This is a genomic window from Cupriavidus sp. 05L411, from assembly GCF_056398045.1.
On sequence record NZ_JBFTOQ010000080.1, the window covers coordinates 1 to 17,030 of the forward strand.

Genomic DNA, 17,030 nt, shown 5'->3' on the forward strand with positions numbered 1-17,030 from the left:
ACATGATTTCCACCGTCGTCGAGAACAATAACTCCCGCGTGTACTGCGTTTCACGCTCTTGCTCGAACAATTCGTCGATCCAGGCCGGATCAAGGGCGCGTTGCAAGGCGCGCCATCACGCTGATCGGGCTGTGTTCGAGAAAGCGTTCCACTACTGCGTCCAGTACCACGCCATTGACACCGGTTTCTGTTCGAGAACACGGAGGGTGCCCTAATTTTCGTCACCTTGAAAGGAGTAGCTCTAAGGGCTGCTCCTGGCCTGGAAGAAACCTCGCCCGGCGCCTCCCAGTCGTCCCTTCACGACTGCGGATTCAACCGGTCAGGTCGCTCCGAAGCAGACACTCCGCAGCGTTGCTCGTGCTGGTAGGCATTGGCGTCTTTAGCATCACGCCATTATGAACAAAGGCCACCCTGTACCAGAGTGACCTTTGTCAACAATCTGAATGGCCAGCTCGTGCTGGCCATTTTCCTTACATCTCACTCTGTTACTTCACGCTGGTCAGTTCCTGCGTGTAAGTCCTCAGGTAAGTCGGATCCGAGAAGCTGGTCGGATAGCCATAGGTATCTTGCCACTTCACAATACGACCCAGCTCCGTCGACCACCATGTCTTGATGGTTTCGTTATAGGTCGTGAAGCCAGCCGGATCGTTCGAGTTGGCGTACGAGATCACATAGCTGATACGCAGTGCATTGAACGTACCGGCAGCCGTCGTAACCGACTCGATACCTTCCACATTGCCCACCACGCTGGCGTTTTCATGGTAACCGGGTACGCCGCCCACCAGGCAAGCGTATTGCCACGTGCTGTTCCACGTCTTGCCCACATATAGCGGGAAATTGTACAGGTCACGCTTGGGTGTATACGTGCAGACGTTGTTGGTCGCCGGGTAGGTCTGGGTCAGACGATTGCGGTCGCCATCTTGCGTGTAGTTGCGGAAAGCCGAGTTGTCGGCCAGATTCACGGCATTGATGGTGAACACGCCGTTGTTGACGGCCGAAGTCGTGTATGCAATGTTTCTGACGTTGCTGGTGCCACCGATCGTTACCGAGGTTTCCTTGAACGTCGTTACCTCGCCGACCGTTGGCGCAATTGCCGAATAACGCGTCGATGCGGCAACCGCCAGCTTCAGCGTAAATACCTTGTTGGGATTGCTGGCGAGTGCGGCCGTCAGAACGATGCTGTCACCGTCTGGGCTGATCAGGTTGCCGGACCATACCGTGTCCGTCAGCGTCTGGTTGGTAACCGTCGTCTTGGTGCTGGTAATCACGGCTTGCCACTTGACCGGCTCGGTCGCCTGCAGCTTGATGAAGTCGCCCGACTTGACGTTGATGGACGCGGTCTGGCCTGCACCGACGCTCGTCGCTTGTGGAGCGCTGCCCGTAGCATTGATGCTCAGCGAGCTGCCACCACCGTCGTCACCACCGCCGCCGCAGGCGGCAAGAGACCCTGCCAGCAGGAGGCTGGCAAAAAACTTACTCATCGTTTTCATTATTGCCCTTCAATCTTATTGTTAATTTCTAGTGCGATGGATTTTCTGACTCGAAATCTAAAGCATCGCAATTCTAGCTCTTTATGCAATAAGTCCGGGAAAATCGATAACCCAACTATTGGGGGGGCTGGGGAGATGCAAATGGCTACCTCGATTCCCGCGGCCCACCCAAGACGTTCGCCCGCCTCGCACATCGAGACACACGCCTTGCGGCTAGCTGGAACGCAATCATTTGTCTTTGAGCGCGAGTGCCTGCCTTTGGGCCGACTCCGGTCGACCGAGGGGAGGGGTGCCAGTTGGCTCTTCCCGACCGAGGGTGTGTGAAAACGTCTCGATCACCTAGACTGGATCAACGCATTCAGATTGGGGGACCGAATGAAGCGATTCATAGAGGGAGAGGACCGCAAGCAAGCTACGCTGCTTCCAGAGTGCCTCGATGATTTCATCGCCGAGGATAACCCCGCCAGGATCATCGACGCGTTTGTTGAAGAGTTGGATCTCGAGTCGCTCGGGTTCGAGGGTGCCAATCCTTCGACTACAGGTCGCCCCTCATATCATCCTGCCGTCCTGTTGAAGATATACATCTATGGCTACCTTAACCGGGTCCAGTCCAGCCGCCGTCTGGAACGTGAATGCCAACGCAATATAGAGCTGATGTGGCTGACCGGTCGACTGGCGCCGGACTTCAAGACGATTGCAGATTTCCGCAGGGACAACAGCACGGGCATTCGCAATGTCTGCCGTCGTTTCGTGGTTCTGTGCCGCGATTTAAAGCTGTTCTCGCAGGCCCTGGTCGCCATCGACGGTAGCAAGTTCAAGGCAGTCAATACTCGGGACCGCAATTTCACTGCTGGCAAGGTCGACAAGCGCCAGCAGCAAATCGAAGAGAGCATCCAGCGGTATCTGAGCGCGCTGGAGACTGCCGATCGCACGCAGCCGGCGGAGATAGAACTCAAAACAACTCGACTGCGCGAGAAGATTGCGCAACTGCGTCAGCAGATGCATAGCCTTGACCAGATAAAGGAAGAGCTCAAGACGCTGCCAGATGGTCAGATCTCGATGACCGATCCTGATGCGCGCTCGATGGCGACAAGTGGCAAGGGCTCTGGAATGGTCGGCTACAACGTACAGATGGCCGTAGATGCCAAGCACCATCTGATCGTAGCTCATGAGGTCACCAATATTGGCAATGATCGGGCGCAACTCAACTCGATGGCTCGAGCCGCTCGCGATGCGATGGGTAAGACCAGGCTCAAAGCCATAGCTGATCGTGGCTACTTCAGTGCGCAGGAGATCAAGGCGTGCGCGGATACGGGCATTGCTGCCATCTTGCCCAAGCCAACGACGTCCAGCGCGAAGGCGGGAGGTCGATTTGATCGGGCGGACTTCATCTACATTGCCCGAGACGATGAATATGAATGTCCCGCCGGCGAACGTGCGATATACCGCTTCACCAGAGAAGAGCATGGACTGCAGCTACGCCGCTATTGGAGTAGTGCTTGTCCTCAGTGCACGATGCGGTCTCAATGCACGCCGAGTCCGTACCGGCGCATCTCAAGATGGGAGCATGAGGAAGTGCTGGAGGCCGTCCAGCGCCGGCTCGACAAGACGCCAGATGCCATGACGATTCGTAGGCGAACGGTCGAGCATGTCTTCGGAACCTTCAAACATTGGATGGGCTACACTCACGTCCTGACGCGCACGCTACCGAATGTAGGTACTGAAATGAGCCTGCATGTTCTGGCGTACAACTTGAAGCGCGTCCTTCGAATTCTCGGGTTCTCGAAAACAATGAAGGCCATGCGCCTGGTGGGTGCGTAAGCACCCATTTGCGCCCAAAAAAATGGGGTTGAAGACCGCTCTCAGGGGCCCATGAGCGCTGTTCGCACCTGTTTCGACGCCACCGACGACCGGATTGGCCGAAAATTCGATAAGGCAGGCTCCGCTCCGGAGGGGACGCGCATTGGTGCGATTCGAGAGACGTTTCCACACGGCCTCGACCGGAAGCCGTCATGTCCCATAACTGCCCTCCAGACAGACGAGATCACCTCCGATCATCGTCTGCCCGGCAAGCCCCCTTATCGCTGCGCCATCGTCATGTAGTCGACCGTCAGACCAGCTAGCGCCCTGACCCCATTTACCAACGCGGCCTCATCCACATAGAACTCCGGCGAGTGGTTGGATGCTGCCTTGGCCACGTCCACGCCCTTGGGCGTGACGCCCAGGTTGAAGAACAACCCCGGCACCTTCTCCTGATAGAAGGAGAAATCCTCCGACGCCGTGGCCTTGGGCGCGATCATCCAGTTGCCATCGCCGGCCACACGCTTGAGCGTGGGCGCCATCTTGTCGGTCAGCGCGGGCTGGTTGACGGTGGCGTTGTAAAGCTCCACGACCTTGAAGGTGGCCTCGGCGCCGGCGCTGCTGGCGATGGCTTCGGTGGTGCGCTTCATGCGGGCATGGATGTCCTTTTTCATGCCTTCGTCATAGGTGCGCACCGTGCCCATCATTTCCACTTTCTCCGGCACGATGTTCATGCGGTTGCCGCCGTGGATGGTGCCAACCGTGATCACCGAAGGCTCCAGCATGGCGTTGACCTGGCGGCTCTGGATGGTCTGCAGGCCGAGCACGATCTGCGAGGCCACCACGATCGGGTCGATGCCGCCCCAGGGGCGCGCGCCATGGGTCTGGCGGCCCTTGACGTCGATCCAGAACTGGTCGGCGGCAGCCATCGACGGGCCGCTGCGCCAGGCCAGCTTGCCCGACTCGATGCCGCTGCTCACGTGCAGGCCGAAGATGGCATCCACCTTGGGATTGTCCAGCACGCCTTCGGCCACCATCTGCTTGGCGCCCCACATATTGCTGCCGTTGGGCTCGAAATCCGCCGGGCTTTCCTCGGCCGGCTGGAAGATGAACTTGACAGTGCCGGGCAACTGGTCCTTCATGCCGGCCAGCACCTCGGCCGTGGCCATCAGGATCGCGACGTGGGTGTCGTGCCCGCAGGCGTGCATCACGTCAACTTCCTTGCCCAGGTACTGCCCCTTGGCCTTGGAGGCGAAGGGCACGTCCACGCGCTCCTTCACCGGCAGCGCATCCATGTCCGCGCGCAGCGCCACCACGGGGCCCGGCTTGCCGCCCTTGAGCACGCCCACCACGCCGGTCTTGGCGACCTCGGTCTTCACTTCCATGCCGAGCTTGCGCAGATGGTCCGCCACCAGCTTGGAGGTACGGACTTCATAGTTGCCAAGTTCGGGATGCTGGTGGATGTCGCGGCGCCAGGCGATCAGCTGGGCTTCGACGGCCTTGGCGCGGGTCTCGATCTGCGCCTGCAGGCTCTCGCTGCCGGTGGCTTGCGCCTGCGCGGCGGCGGGTGCCAGGCACAGCAGGCCGGCGGCCAGCGCGAGGGCGGAAACGCCGGCGCGCAGCGCGGCAGGGGAACGGGCTTGGTGTGCTGCCATGAAGACTCCTTTTATATTTTTTCGTGATGGATCAGGATGCAGAAACCAACGCATGCGCGGCTAGCGGATGCCCAGGCGCGCGCGCGTCTGGGCCAGCGCCACCAGACTGATCGACGCGCAGGCCATCAGGTAGAAGCTCGGCGCCAGCTTGCTGCCGGTGGCTCCGATCAGCCAAGTCAGGATGAAGGGCGCGAACCCGCCGAACAGCGTCACCGCGATGTTGTACGAGAGCGAGAGGCCCGTGGTGCGTGTCTTGACCGGGAAGATCTCCGACGCCAGCGCGGGCAGCGCGCCGAAGTACAGCGTCATCATCAGTCCCAGCACCACCTGCACCGCCAGCATCACACCGAAGCCGGGATAGTGGGTGAGCAGCCAGAACAGCGGCCAGATCGACACCAGCAACAGCAGCGCGGCGAGGCGCATGGGCGGGATGCGGCCATAGCGATCCGACCAGTGCCCGACCAGCGGGGCGAACAGCATCTGCACCACGCCTGTGGCCAGCGTGGCGGCAAACGCCGCCGAGGGCGGCAGGCCGAGCTGCTTGACCGCGTAGGTGGGCATGTAGAGCACCAGGTAGGTCGACACCGTGGCGACGATGACCACGCCCATGGCCAGCAGCAGGCGCTCCTTCTGGTGGCTGAGCGTGTCGCGCAGCGGCGTGTCGGTGGTCTCGGCCTGGAGGAATTCAGGGGTTTCGTCGACGTGGCGGCGGATGTAGTACGCCACCGGGCCGATCAGCAGGCCAAAGAGGAAGGGCACACGCCAGCCCCAGGATTGCATCTGGTCGGGCGTGAGCGTGGTGGTGAGCACCGCGCCAAAGCCCGCGGCAAGCAGGGTGGTCAGGCCTTGGCTGGCGACCTGGAAGCTGGAGTAGAAACCGCGCCGGTTGGGCGCGTGCTCGGCCAGGAAGGCGGTGGCGCTGCCGAATTCGCCGCCAGCCGAGAAGCCCTGGATCATGCGCGCTGCCACGATGCCGATGGGCGCCATGACGCCGATCGCGGCATAGGTGGGTAGTAGCGCGATGATCAGCGTGCCCACCATCATCAGCAGGATGGAGAGCGTCAGCGCGGCGCGCCGGCCTTTGCGGTCGGCATAGACGCCGATCACGACCGCGCCCAGCGGCCGCATGAAGAACGACACGCCGAAGGTGCCCAGCGTCAGCAGCAGCGAGGTGTTTTCATCGTGGTTGGGAAAGAACAGCGCGGAGATGGTGACGGCAAAAAAGCCGTAGACGACCAGGTCGAACCACTCCAGCGCATTGCCGATCGAGGCTGAAATCACCGCGCGCCAGGGATGGCGCGAGGCGGGCGCGGCAGATGCTGCCGCGCCGCTGTTGCTGCTACCGCTTGCCGATACTGCTGTCATGGTGTCTCCGGGTTATTTTTTTGGACATGACGCAACCACCGGCCCGCAGCTTTAGCGGGCCGGCTACAACGGAAAACGAGAAAACGGCTTAGTTCACGCGCAGGCTGTCGACCACCTTGTGCAGGAAGGCCTCGCAGGCGGCGAGCTGGTCCAGCGCGACGAACTCGTCGGGCTTGTGGGCTTGCTCGATATCGCCGGGGCCGCACACCACGGCCGGGATGCCGGCGCGCTGGAACAGGCCGGCCTCGGTGCCGTAGGCGACCTTGTTGACGTCGCGGTCGGCGGTCAGCGCGCGCACCAGTTGCGTGATGGCGGCCTGCTCGGCCACGTCGAGCGAGGGCGCGGCGGCGATCTTGTTGATGGTCAGGCCCGCGTCGGCATGCTCGGCGCGCATTTTCGGCAGCAGCACGTCGTTGGCGTAGCCCTGGATGCGGGCAAAGATGGCTTCCGGATCGACGCCCGGCAGGTTGCGGAATTCGAACACGAACTCGCACAACGCCGGAATGGTGTTGAGCGCGATGCCGCCGTGGATGGTGCCGGTCTGGGCCGTGGTGAAGGGCACGTCGAAGTCGCGGTCGTAAGGGCCGTTGGCCTTGAACTCGTCGGCGATGTCGCGGATATGGCAGATCAGGCGGGCGGCGTACTCAATGGCGTTGACGCCCTTGGGCGTGAGCGAGGAATGCGCGGCCTGGCCCTTGACGCAGCAGCGGTAGGCGTTGATGCCCTTGTGCGCCACGATCACGCGCATGCTGGTGGGCTCGCCGACGATGCAGCCGCCCGGGGTCACGCCGCGTTCGCGCAGTTCCGCCAGCAGGTAGGGGGCGCCCATGCAGCCGATCTCTTCGTCGAAGGACAGCGCATAGTGCACCGGCTCACGCAGCCTGGCCTCAAGCAGCGTGGGCAGCAGCGCCAGGCTGGTGCCGATGAAGCCCTTCATGTCGCAGGTGCCGCGCCCGTACAGGCGGCCATCGCGGATCACCGGCTTGAACGGGTCGGTGGTCCAGTTCTGGCCGTCCACCGGCACCACGTCGGTATGGCCCGACAGCACGATGCCGCCATCGGTGCTGCCGTTGGCGGCGGGCACGGTGACGAACAGGTTGGCCTTGTCGCCCTGCGGGTTGTAGCTCAGATGGGGACGCAGGCCCTTGGCCAGGAAATGATCGCGCACGGCTTCGATCAGGCCGAGGTTGGAGTGGCGGCTGGTGGTGTCGTAGCTGACCAGGCGCTGGGTCCAGTCGAGCGCGCTGCCGCGGGTTGCGGCATCGGCAGGCTTGCTGAGGGTATCGGCTTGCATGGCGGTTGGCTTTGGGTAACGTGTTAAGTAAATGATGCTACACCGTGCTGGCTCGTCGGTCCATGCACGGTGCACCATCGTGGCCCGCCGCGGCGGCGCCGCGCTGCGAACGGGTACTGTGGAGCAATGATCAGGCCATTCAGGCCATTCCGGTCATTCAGGCCAGTTGGCGCAGGGTGTGCTTGATGGTCTGCGCGCGCACTGCCACATCCGGCATCTTGGCCTCGATGCGCAGCTTGTCCTGTCCTGCCAGCTTGATATGGCGGTTCTTCTGCACCAGCTCGATGATCTTCATGGCGTCGATCGGCGGGTTGGGCAGGAACTGCATGCTGATGGCCGCGTCGCTGGCGTCGATCTTGCGCACGCCCAGCGGCACCGCGGCAATGCGCAGGCGGTGCGTCTCGATCAGCGCTTGCGCCTGCGGCGGCAGGCGGCCGAAGCGGTCGATCAGCTCTTCCTGGATGTCGTCCACGCGCTCGGCCGTTTCGCAATTGGCCAGGCGCTTGTACAGCGAGAGGCGCTCGTGCACATCGGTGCAATAGTCGCTGGGCAGCAGGGCCGGGGTGCCCAGGTTGATTTCGGTGGTCACGGCCAGCGGCGCCATCAGGTCCGGTTCCTTGCCGGCCTTGAGCGACTTGACGGCGGCGTTGAGCATGTCGGTGTAGAGCTGGAAGCCGATCTCGTGGATCTCGCCCGATTGCTTGTCGCCCAGCACTTCGCCCGCGCCTCGGATTTCCAGGTCGTGCATGGCCAGGTAGAAGCCCGAGCCCAGTTCTTCCATCTGCTGGATGGCTTCGAGCCGGCGCTGCGCCAGCTTGCTCAGGCCTTCGACATCGTGCACCAGCATGTAAGCATAGGCCTGGTGGTGCGAGCGCCCGACGCGGCCGCGCAGCTGGTGCAGCTGCGCCAGGCCGAATTTGTCGGAGCGGTGGATCAGGATGGTGTTGGCGGTCGGCACGTCGATGCCGGTCTCGATGATGGTGGTGCACAGCAGGATGTTGTCGCGGCGTGCCACGAAGTCACGCATCACGCGCTCCAGCTCTCGCTCGTGCATCTGGCCGTGCGCCACCGCGATGCGCGCTTCCGGCACCAGCTCGGCGAGCTTGGCGCGCTTGTTCTCGATGGTGTCGACCTCGTTGTGCAGGAAGTAGACCTGTCCGCCGCGCTTGAGCTCGCGCAGGATGGCCTCGCGCACCACGCCGTCTTCCTCGCGGCGCACGAAGGTCTTGATGGCCAGGCGCTTTTGCGGCGCGGTGGCAATCACGGAGAAGTCGCGCAGGCCTTCGAGCGCCATGCCCAGCGTGCGGGGAATCGGCGTGGCGGTCAGCGTGAGCACGTCGACCTCGGCGCGCAGGGTCTTGAGCATTTCCTTCTGGCGCACGCCAAAGCGGTGTTCCTCATCGATGACGACCAGCCCAAGGCGCTGGAACTTGACGTCGTCCGACAGCATCTTGTGGGTGCCGATCACGATGTCGGCGGTGCCGTCGTTGATCTGCTTGATGGCGCCGTCGATCTCCTTCTTGGTCTTGAAGCGCGACAGCTCCACGATGCGCACCGGCCATTCGGCGAAGCGGTCGGATAGATTCTGGAAATGCTGCTCGGCCAGCAGCGTGGTGGGCGCCAGGATGGCCACCTGCTTGCCGCCCATGACCGCGACGAAGGCGGCGCGCAATGCGACTTCCGTCTTGCCGAAGCCCACGTCGCCGCACACCAGCCGGTCCATCGGCTTGCCCGAGGTCATGTCGGCGATCACCGCGGCGATGGCCGCGGCCTGGTCCGGCGTTTCCTCGAAGCCGAAGCTCTCTGCAAACTTCTCGTAGTCCCTGGGCGTCAGCTCGAAGGCATGGCCCTGGCGCAAGGCGCGGCGCGCGTACAGGTTGAGCAGCTCGGCGGCTGTATCGCGGATCTGCTGCGCGGCTTTGCGTTTCGCGCGGTCCCATTGGCCGGAGCCCAGCGAGTGCAGCGGCGCGGTGTCCGGATCGGCGCCGGAGTAGCGCGAGATCACATGCAACTGGTGCACCGGCACGTACAGCTTGCTGCCTTTCTCGTAGTCCAGGTGCAGGAATTCCTCCTCGCCCTGGCCCAGGTCCAGCGAGACCAGGCCTTGGTAGCGGCCAATGCCGTGCTCGCTGTGCACGACCGGATCGCCGATCTTGAGCTCGGCCAGGTCGCGCACCATCGAGTCGACGGCGCTGGCCTGTTCCTGCTTGCGCCGGCCCGTGCGGCGCGCGGTGCCGGCATACAGCTCGGCCTCGGTGACAAAGGCCAGCGGCTCGATGCCTTGCGCCCCGGGCACGGCAAAGCCGCTTTGCAGCGGCGCCACCACGATGGAGAAATGCGAATCTCCCGCCAGGAAGGCGGCGTAATCATCGATCGGCTGCGGGCGCAGCCCGCTTTCGCCGAACAGTTGCAGCAGCGTTTCGCGCCGTCCGGCGGAATCCGCGCACATCAGCACGCGCCGGTCTTTTTTCAGCAGCAACGCTTCCAGGTTGACTAGCGGATCTTCCGCGCGCCGGTTGACCGAGACATCGGGCAGCGACTCAGCCAGCGGTACGGTGTCGCCGGTAGCGGTGCCTTGCAGCACGAGCCGCGCCAGCGGCTTTGCGCTTGTGAAGAACTGCTCTTCCGACAGGAACAGCGCGGCGGGCGGCAGCAGCGGCCGCTCGCGGTCATGGCGCATGAAGTTGTAGCGCTGCGTGGTGTCGGCCCAGAAGCGGCGGATGGCGTCTGGCACATCGCCGGCAAAGGCGAGCTGGCTGTTGGCGGGCAGGTAATCGAAGACGGTGGCCGAGCTTTCAAAGAACAACGGCAGGTAGTACTCGATGCCGGCCGACGGCACGCCATTACCAATGTCCTTGTAGATCGTCGACTTGCTCGGGTCGCCTTCGAACAGTTCGCGCCAGCGGCCGCGAAACGCGGTGCGCGCGGCGTCGTCGAGCGGGAACTCGCGGCCCGGCAGCAAGCGCACTTCCTTCACGGGGTACAGGCTGCGCTGCGTGTCTGGATCGAAGGCGCGGATGGTTTCGATCTCGTTGCCGAACAGGTCGATCCGGTACGGCAGCGGCGAGCCCATCGGGAACAGGTCGATCAGGCCGCCACGCACGCTGTACTCGCCGGGCCGCATCACGGCGCTGACATGCTCATAGCCGGCCAGCGTGAACTGCGCCTTGAGCGCGGCTTCGTCCAGCTTCTCGCCCTGCTTGAAGAAGAAGGTGTAGGCCGCCAGGAAGGCGGGCGGCGCCAGCCGGTAGAGCGCGGTCTGCGCCGGCACCAGCATGATGTCGCACTGGCCGCCCTGGATGTCGTGCAGCGTGGCGAGCCGCTCCGAGACCAGATCCTGGTGCGGTGAGAAGCTGTCGTAGGGCAAGGTTTCCCAGTCGGGCAGCAGACGCACCCGCAGGCCCGGCGCGAACCAGGGGATTTCCTCGGCCAGCCGCTGCGCGTCGACCGCGTTGGCGCACACCACTGCCAGCATCGGCACACGCTCGCGGTGCTGGCTGGCGTAGGCGGCCAGCGCCGGGGCGTCGGCGGAGCCGGGCAGGCCGGACACGGTATAGCGCTGGCCGGCCTTGACCAAGGGGAGGTTGGCGAAGGGGGCGGGGCGATTGGCTTCAGGCATCGGGTACGGGCTGGCTTGTTGACGGCTTTCAGGCGTTGCGGGGCAAAAAGAGCGCGGCGATGCAACAGCGACACCCCGCCGGCATCGCGGGCGGGGAGTGGGCGAAGCATGCGGCGCCCGGCGGGCGCTCGCGCTGATCGACGCCCGCATGTCCGCGAGCGAAGGCCGTATTATAGAATGCGCTCCGAATCCGCGTTTTCAATGCCGCGCTTCCCGCTCCCCTGCCCATGGCGGGGGCCCCGAAGCCTTGCGCCGTGCTCTTGGCATGGTGCTCACCTTGTCCCTCACGCTATCCGTGTCTGCTCGCCGATTTGCCCTCATTCCTTGTGCCGGTACCGGCAGCCGCGCGGGCGGCAGCCTGCCCAAGCAATACCAGACCGTGGCCGGCCGGCCGATGATCTGGTACGCGCTCGCCGCTTTTGCCGCCTGCGATGCCATCAGCGCCACCGCGTTGGTGCTGGCGCCCGACGATATGCCGCTGGAGTCCCGCTTCGGCGCGGCGGCGTTTGCCGGCCTGCGTTTTGACACTGCCTTCGTGGGCGGCGATACGCGCCATGCCTCGGTGCTGGCTGGCCTGCATCACCTGGCGCAACTTGGCGCCACGGACCGTGACTGGGTGCTGGTGCATGATGCGGCCCGCCCGGGCCTGACGCCCGCCATGATCCACGCGCTGGTGCGCGCGGTGGAGGGCGACGGCGCGGACGAAGACGGCCCCGACGCAGCCATCGGCGGCATCCTGGCGGTGCCGGTGCCCGATACGCTCAAGCGCGCCGATGCGCCCCCCGGCGGTCAGCCGGCGGCGGTGGTGCGCATCGGCGCCACGGTCTCGCGCGAGGGCTTGTGGCAGGCGCAGACCCCGCAGATGTTCCGCCTGGGTGTTTTGCGGCAGGCGCTGCAGGAAGCGCTGGCCGCGGGCGCCGTGGTGACCGACGAGGCCAGCGCGATCGAGCGGCTGGGCCTGCATCCGCGCCTGGTCAATGGCTCGCTGCGCAATTTCAAAGTGACCTACCCCGAGGATTTCGCGCTGGCCGAGTTGCTGCTGGGCGAGGGTGCTGGCAAGCCCTGACCGTCATCCTCGCGCATTACCAGCCATCCCCACCGATCCCTATTCATTCCTATCCATCCCCCGTTCCGATCCTGAAGGAGAATTGCTCCCATGACCCCATTCGATATCCGCGTCGGCCAAGGCTATGACGTGCACGCGCTGGTGCCGGGCCGCAAGCTCATCCTGGGCGGCGTGGACATTCCCCACGACCGCGGCCTGCTGGGCCATTCCGATGCGGACGCGCTGCTCCACGCCATCACCGATGCGCTGTTCGGCGCGGCCGGCCTGGGCGACATTGGCCGCCACTTTCCCGACACCGATCCGCGCTTTGCCGGCGCGGACAGCCGTGTCCTGCTGCGCGAGGCCGCGCGGCGCGTGCGCGAGGCAGGCTATGAAATCGGTAACGTGGATGCGACCGTGATCGCGCAGGCGCCGAAGCTGGCGCCGCATATCGGCGCCATGGTGGCGAACCTGGCGGAGGACTTGGGCTTGGCCGCCGCCAGTTGCAATGTCAAGGCCAAGACCAATGAGAAGCTGGGCTTCGAGGGGCGTCAGGAAGGTATCGTTGCGCAAGCCGTGGTGCTGATCTGGCGCGGCACGATCGTCTCCCCGCAGGATTGATGCGGGGCTGAGCGCGGCGGGCGCTCAGCTTCTGGCGGCCGTTCCGGTTGCGTCGGCGTTTTCGGGCGGGAGCGCGTAGAGGTAGTCGATCAGCCTGGCCATCGGGCCCGAGCGCGCACCGGCTTCGGTGCGTTTGACAAAACCCATCTGCTGGCACAACTGGTTGGCGGATTTCATTTCCGGCATGGTGCGCACCAGCAGCGCGCCGGCGCCGATATCGCGCGCGCGCTGGATGCAGACCTGCATCAACGTGCGGCCAAGCCCCAGTCCGCGTGCCTGCGGGCTGACCGCCAGCAGGCGGGCTTCCGGCAAGGCGAGCGTGATGGTGCTGCCGTCCAGCGCCTGCAACGTGGCACCGGGATGGCAGAACAACACCGCGCCACTGATGCCGTGATCGGTTTCCGCCACCCACCACTCCATTTCCGAAGTCGACGCGGCCAACACGGCTTTCATGCCTTGCTGGAAGGACTCGCGGCAGTCCTCCATGATCTCCAGCTCATATTGCCCATAGGCTTGCTGGGTCACGGCGGCAATGTCACCCCAGTCCTGCACGGTGGCGAGGCGGTAGTGAAAGCGGGGGGAGGTATGCGAAGGAAGGGTGCTCATGGCAGGGGGGGCGAAGGCTGTGACCTTGCTGGATTGTAGGCCCTTCGGTGCACAAATGCAGTCAGTGAATTACCGACTTGGCGCGTTGGCAACAGGCTTGCGCTGACGCTCGCGGCATGCTGGGCAAGCCCCGCAGGCCTTGCGCCGCGGGGCTTTCGGGGACGTACCGGAAGCACCATGCAGGGCCGTGCCGGGACGGCGCGTGCCTCCCGCAAGCCCTCGATACGGCCTTATTCCGCCGCGATGACGTTGGCTGCCGCCACGACCACGGCGGCAATGCGGCCCACGTCGCGCAGTTGCTGCGCGGTCATGCCTTGCTCGTTCTTGAGCAGTGCATAGTGCGACTTGATGCAGAAATGGCATTTGCCGACGATGGATGCGGCCAGCGCGTACATCTCGAAGCGGCGCTTGTCCACGCCGCCGTGCGTGGCGTATGCATTCATGCGCAGGCCGGCCGGTTGCGTCGCGAGATCCTGGTCGTCGGCCATTTCCACGAACGGATACCAGACGTTATTCATGCCCATCAGCGCGGAGGCGGTGAGCACGGCATTGGTTTCCTCGGGCGACAGCACACCCGCGTTGCGGATCGCATCGACGATCACGCGGCTCTTGGCGGCAAACGCTGCGGCCAGCGCCACGGCCACGGCATCGTTGCCCTCGAGCGAGGAGCGGGCGATGGTGCCGTCGAGGTTCAGGCGGATATCCTTGGCGTAGTCAGGAATAAGGCCTTTAATCGTGCTAAGGAATTCCATACAAATCTCCTATCGGTAAGGTCTCAAAAAACCCGCCATGGCGGGTTTTGAGGCGCGGGCCAAAGCCCGGCGCGCAGATCGTCACAAATCGCCGGCAATCTCTCACCGGCAGTTTGTGCAGCATGTCAGCTGGTCGACAGCTTACAGCGTGGCACCGCCAACAGCGCGGTTGCACGGGCACAGCTCGTCGGTTTGCAGGCCGTCGAGGATACGCAGCACTTCGTCCGGGTTACGGCCGACGTTCAGGTTGTTCACCGACACGTGCTGGATGACATTGTCCGGATCGACGACGAAGGTAGCGCGCAGTGCGACGCCGGCAGCCTGGTCACGCACGCCCAGCTGGTCGATCAGCGAGCCGGTCACGTCGGCGAATTGCCATTGGTCCAGCTTGTTCAGGTCCTTGTGCTCACGGCGCCATGCCAGCTTCACGAATTCGTTGTCGGTCGAGCCGCCCAGCACGATCGCATCGCGGTCGGCGAAGTCGCCGTTGAGCTTGGCGAAAGCCACGATTTCGGTCGGGCACACGAAGGTGAAGTCCTTCGGGTAGAAGTAAATGATCTTCCACTTGCCTTCGAACGACTTTTCGGTGATGTCTTCAAAGGCCGACTGGCCGTTCTCTTCGTGGTTGTTGAAACCCGGCTTGACACCGACGACGTGGAAGGCTTCGATCTTGTCACCAACGGTCTTCATAGACTGCTCCTGGATACGGTTGAAGAGAGACGCTCGCGCCGCAAGCCTTGCCATCCCCAACGGATAAGACCAGGCTGCCGCGCAACGAACATGGATTATGCGTCATCCCCGGAGGGCGAGGCTAATTGATATTCTCAAAGAGCCCGATAGCCAAGCGCGGGGAGCCGCACATCCGGCAAGCGCGCGCCGATTAGTGATGTTGGCGCCGTCATATTGCCGCGCGATGTCAGCCGCAGTGTTCGCAGCCGCCCTGCCGGAGCTGCGAGTCTACCCCAGCAGGGCCGCCCTCGTGAATCTCAGGCAGCCTTGGCCGCGGGCTCGACATAGGCATGCTGCCGTCCGCCGCGGAAAATCACCAGCGTGGCGATCAGCCCGCATGCAGCGGCAAACATCAGCCACAGGCCGGGCGCGGCCTTGTTGCCGGTGCTGTGGATCAGGTACGTCGAGATGGCCGGCGTGAAGCCGCCGAACAGGGCCGTGGCCAGGCTATACGCCAGCGAGAAGCCCGCCGTGCGCACTGCGGGCGGCATCACTTCGGTCAGGGTCACCACCATTGCGCCGTTGTAGCTGCCGTACAGGAAGGACAGCCACAGCTCGACCATCAGCAGGCGGCTGAACGACGGCTCCGCCACCAGCCAGGACACCGCCGGATAGGCCGTGAGCAATGTGAGGATGGTGAAGATCACCAGCAGCGGCTTGCGGCCCACGCGGTCCGACAAGGCGCCCATCAGCGGCAGCCAGATGAAGTTGGACAGCCCCACGCACATGGTGACGATCAGGTTGTCGACGTCATCGAGCTTGAGCACGGTCTTGCCGAAGGTCGGCGTGTACGCGGTGATCATGTAGAACGACACCGTTGTCATCACAACCATCATGCAACCGGCCACGATGATGCGCCAGTTCTCCATCATCGAGCGATAGATCTCGCTGATGCTGGGGCGATGCTTACGGGTCTTGAACTCTTCGGTTTCTTCCAGCGAGCGGCGGATCAGGAAGAGGAACGGCACGATCAGGCAGCCGATCAGGAACGGAATGCGCCAGCCCCATTCGCCCATTTCCTCAGGCGACAGCATCGAGTGCAGCACCACGCCGAGCAGGCCGGCAAAGATCACTGCCACCTGCTGGCTGGCTGATTGCCAGGCCACGTAGAAGCCTTTCTTGCCGGGCTTGGCGATTTCCGCCAGGTACACCGACACACCGCCCAGCTCAACGCCGGCGGAGAAGCCCTGCAGCAGCCGGCCCGCCAGCACCAGCAACGGTGCGGCCACGCCGATCGACGCATAGCCCGGCACGCAGGCGATCAGAAGGGTGCCGAGCGCCATCAGGACCAGCGTCATGATCAGGCCCTTGCGGCGGCCATGGTGATCGATGTACGCGCCCAGGATGATGGCGCCGAGCGGACGCATCAGGAAGCCCGCGCCGAAGGTCGCAAGCGAGAGCATCAGCGAGGCGAACTCGTTGCCGCTGGGGAAGAACGTCTTGGCGATGGCGGCGGCGTAGAAGCCGTACACCATGAAGTCGTACATTTCCAGGAAGTTGCCGCTGACAACGCGGAACACGGTGCGGAACCCGTGTTGCTGGGAGGGGGAGCTTGACATGTTGCTGGTGTCTCTCGCAGTTGCCGCCGGTTGGTTCCGGTGGCTTGATTTTGATCGGGCGCCAGAGGGGGGCGGCTTCCCCTTTTTCCGGGAAATGGCCTTGTCTGGGCTTGGTCTTTGGGGGTGCTGCTAACGGCGGCAAGTTTGCGCCGGGGGGGCTGTCATTACGCTGTCAAATGGCTTTCAGTTTGATATCAAACGCTGTCGAAAGCCTGTCAGTGGGATGAAGGAGGATGGGGGGATTAGGGTTAGTACGGAGGGGTGTKATTTTGCGGTAACTTGGGGGTGCTGTGAGTGCAACTTTATGTGCAACGGCTTAACGTCAACTTCAACTGCAGTTTCACCTCCCCTGCGGGGAGGCGACCTACTTTCTTGTCTCGCCAGCGGCCAAGAAAGTAGGCAAAGAMGCGACCCGGATGGGGCGACCCCCCCTCGTCGACAGGCAAAAAGAGCGGCCGGGGGCCAAACTCACATCGCCTTAGGGCGATGCTCAGA

The 17,030-nt window shown here is 63.7% G+C and carries 12 protein-coding genes; 3 read left to right on the top strand and 9 right to left on the bottom strand.

Going from position 1 to position 17,030, the window contains the following annotated elements; all coding sequences use genetic code 11:
• Positions 1–485 precede the first annotated feature (485 nt).
• Complete coding sequence (locus AC1DQR_RS38685) at positions 486–1,490, bottom strand: hypothetical protein (protein ID WP_416048243.1); 1,005 nt, start codon at positions 1,488–1,490, stop codon at positions 486–488.
• Between the two features lie 375 nt (positions 1,491–1,865).
• On the opposite strand from AC1DQR_RS38685, the gene AC1DQR_RS38690 reads away from it, so the two are divergent.
• Positions 1,866–3,311 carry an IS1182 family transposase gene (locus tag AC1DQR_RS38690; protein WP_477134978.1) on the top strand — a complete coding sequence of 482 codons (1,446 nt, stop codon included), beginning with the start codon at positions 1,866–1,868 and terminating at the stop codon, positions 3,309–3,311.
• A 257-nt stretch (positions 3,312–3,568) separates the two neighbouring features.
• Here AC1DQR_RS38690 and AC1DQR_RS38695 read toward each other — a convergent pair whose 3' ends face one another.
• The 4 genes from AC1DQR_RS38695 to mfd all read right to left on the bottom strand — a co-directional run bounded on the left by AC1DQR_RS38695 (position 3,569) and on the right by mfd (position 11,223).
• Positions 3,569–4,945 (bottom strand): amidohydrolase, encoded by a 1,377-nt coding sequence (locus tag AC1DQR_RS38695; RefSeq protein ID WP_477134979.1) that lies wholly within the window; start codon positions 4,943–4,945, stop codon positions 3,569–3,571.
• A gap of 60 nt (positions 4,946–5,005) precedes the next feature.
• A complete protein-coding gene (locus AC1DQR_RS38700; RefSeq protein WP_477134980.1) occupies positions 5,006–6,310 on the bottom strand; it encodes an MFS transporter in 1,305 nt (434 codons plus the stop codon).
• An 88-nt stretch (positions 6,311–6,398) separates the two neighbouring features.
• The gene (gene argE, locus AC1DQR_RS38705; RefSeq protein ID WP_477134981.1) at positions 6,399–7,604 is read right to left on the bottom strand and encodes an acetylornithine deacetylase; all 1,206 of its coding nucleotides are present in this window, start codon (positions 7,602–7,604) and stop codon (positions 6,399–6,401) included.
• A 157-nt stretch (positions 7,605–7,761) separates the two neighbouring features.
• Complete coding sequence (gene mfd, locus AC1DQR_RS38710) at positions 7,762–11,223, bottom strand: transcription-repair coupling factor (RefSeq protein ID WP_477134982.1); 3,462 nt, start codon at positions 11,221–11,223, stop codon at positions 7,762–7,764.
• Positions 11,224–11,488: 265 nt separating this feature from the next.
• On the opposite strand from mfd, the gene ispD reads away from it, so the two are divergent.
• Positions 11,489–12,289: a 2-C-methyl-D-erythritol 4-phosphate cytidylyltransferase gene (gene ispD / locus AC1DQR_RS38715; protein WP_217446730.1), complete on the top strand. Its 801-nt coding sequence runs from the start codon at positions 11,489–11,491 to the stop codon at positions 12,287–12,289.
• A 90-nt stretch (positions 12,290–12,379) separates the two neighbouring features.
• The gene (gene ispF, locus AC1DQR_RS38720; protein ID WP_150987634.1) at positions 12,380–12,889 is read left to right on the top strand and encodes a 2-C-methyl-D-erythritol 2,4-cyclodiphosphate synthase; all 510 of its coding nucleotides are present in this window, start codon (positions 12,380–12,382) and stop codon (positions 12,887–12,889) included.
• A 24-nt stretch (positions 12,890–12,913) separates the two neighbouring features.
• Here ispF and AC1DQR_RS38725 read toward each other — a convergent pair whose 3' ends face one another.
• The 4 genes from AC1DQR_RS38725 to tcuC all read right to left on the bottom strand — a co-directional run bounded on the left by AC1DQR_RS38725 (position 12,914) and on the right by tcuC (position 16,535).
• Positions 12,914–13,495: a GNAT family N-acetyltransferase gene (locus AC1DQR_RS38725; protein WP_416048249.1), complete on the bottom strand. Its 582-nt coding sequence runs from the start codon at positions 13,493–13,495 to the stop codon at positions 12,914–12,916.
• 230 nt (positions 13,496–13,725) lie between these two features.
• On the bottom strand, positions 13,726–14,247 hold the full coding sequence (locus AC1DQR_RS38730) for a carboxymuconolactone decarboxylase family protein (RefSeq protein ID WP_006155913.1): 522 nt from the start codon (positions 14,245–14,247) through the stop codon (positions 13,726–13,728).
• Positions 14,248–14,388: 141 nt separating this feature from the next.
• Positions 14,389–14,937 carry a peroxiredoxin gene (locus tag AC1DQR_RS38735; RefSeq protein ID WP_043345420.1) on the bottom strand — a complete coding sequence of 183 codons (549 nt, stop codon included), beginning with the start codon at positions 14,935–14,937 and terminating at the stop codon, positions 14,389–14,391.
• A gap of 296 nt (positions 14,938–15,233) precedes the next feature.
• Positions 15,234–16,535, bottom strand: a complete 1,302-nt coding sequence (gene tcuC / locus AC1DQR_RS38740) for an MFS transporter (protein ID WP_174424477.1) — start codon at positions 16,533–16,535, stop codon at positions 15,234–15,236.
• Positions 16,536–17,030: the final 495 nt, after the last annotated feature.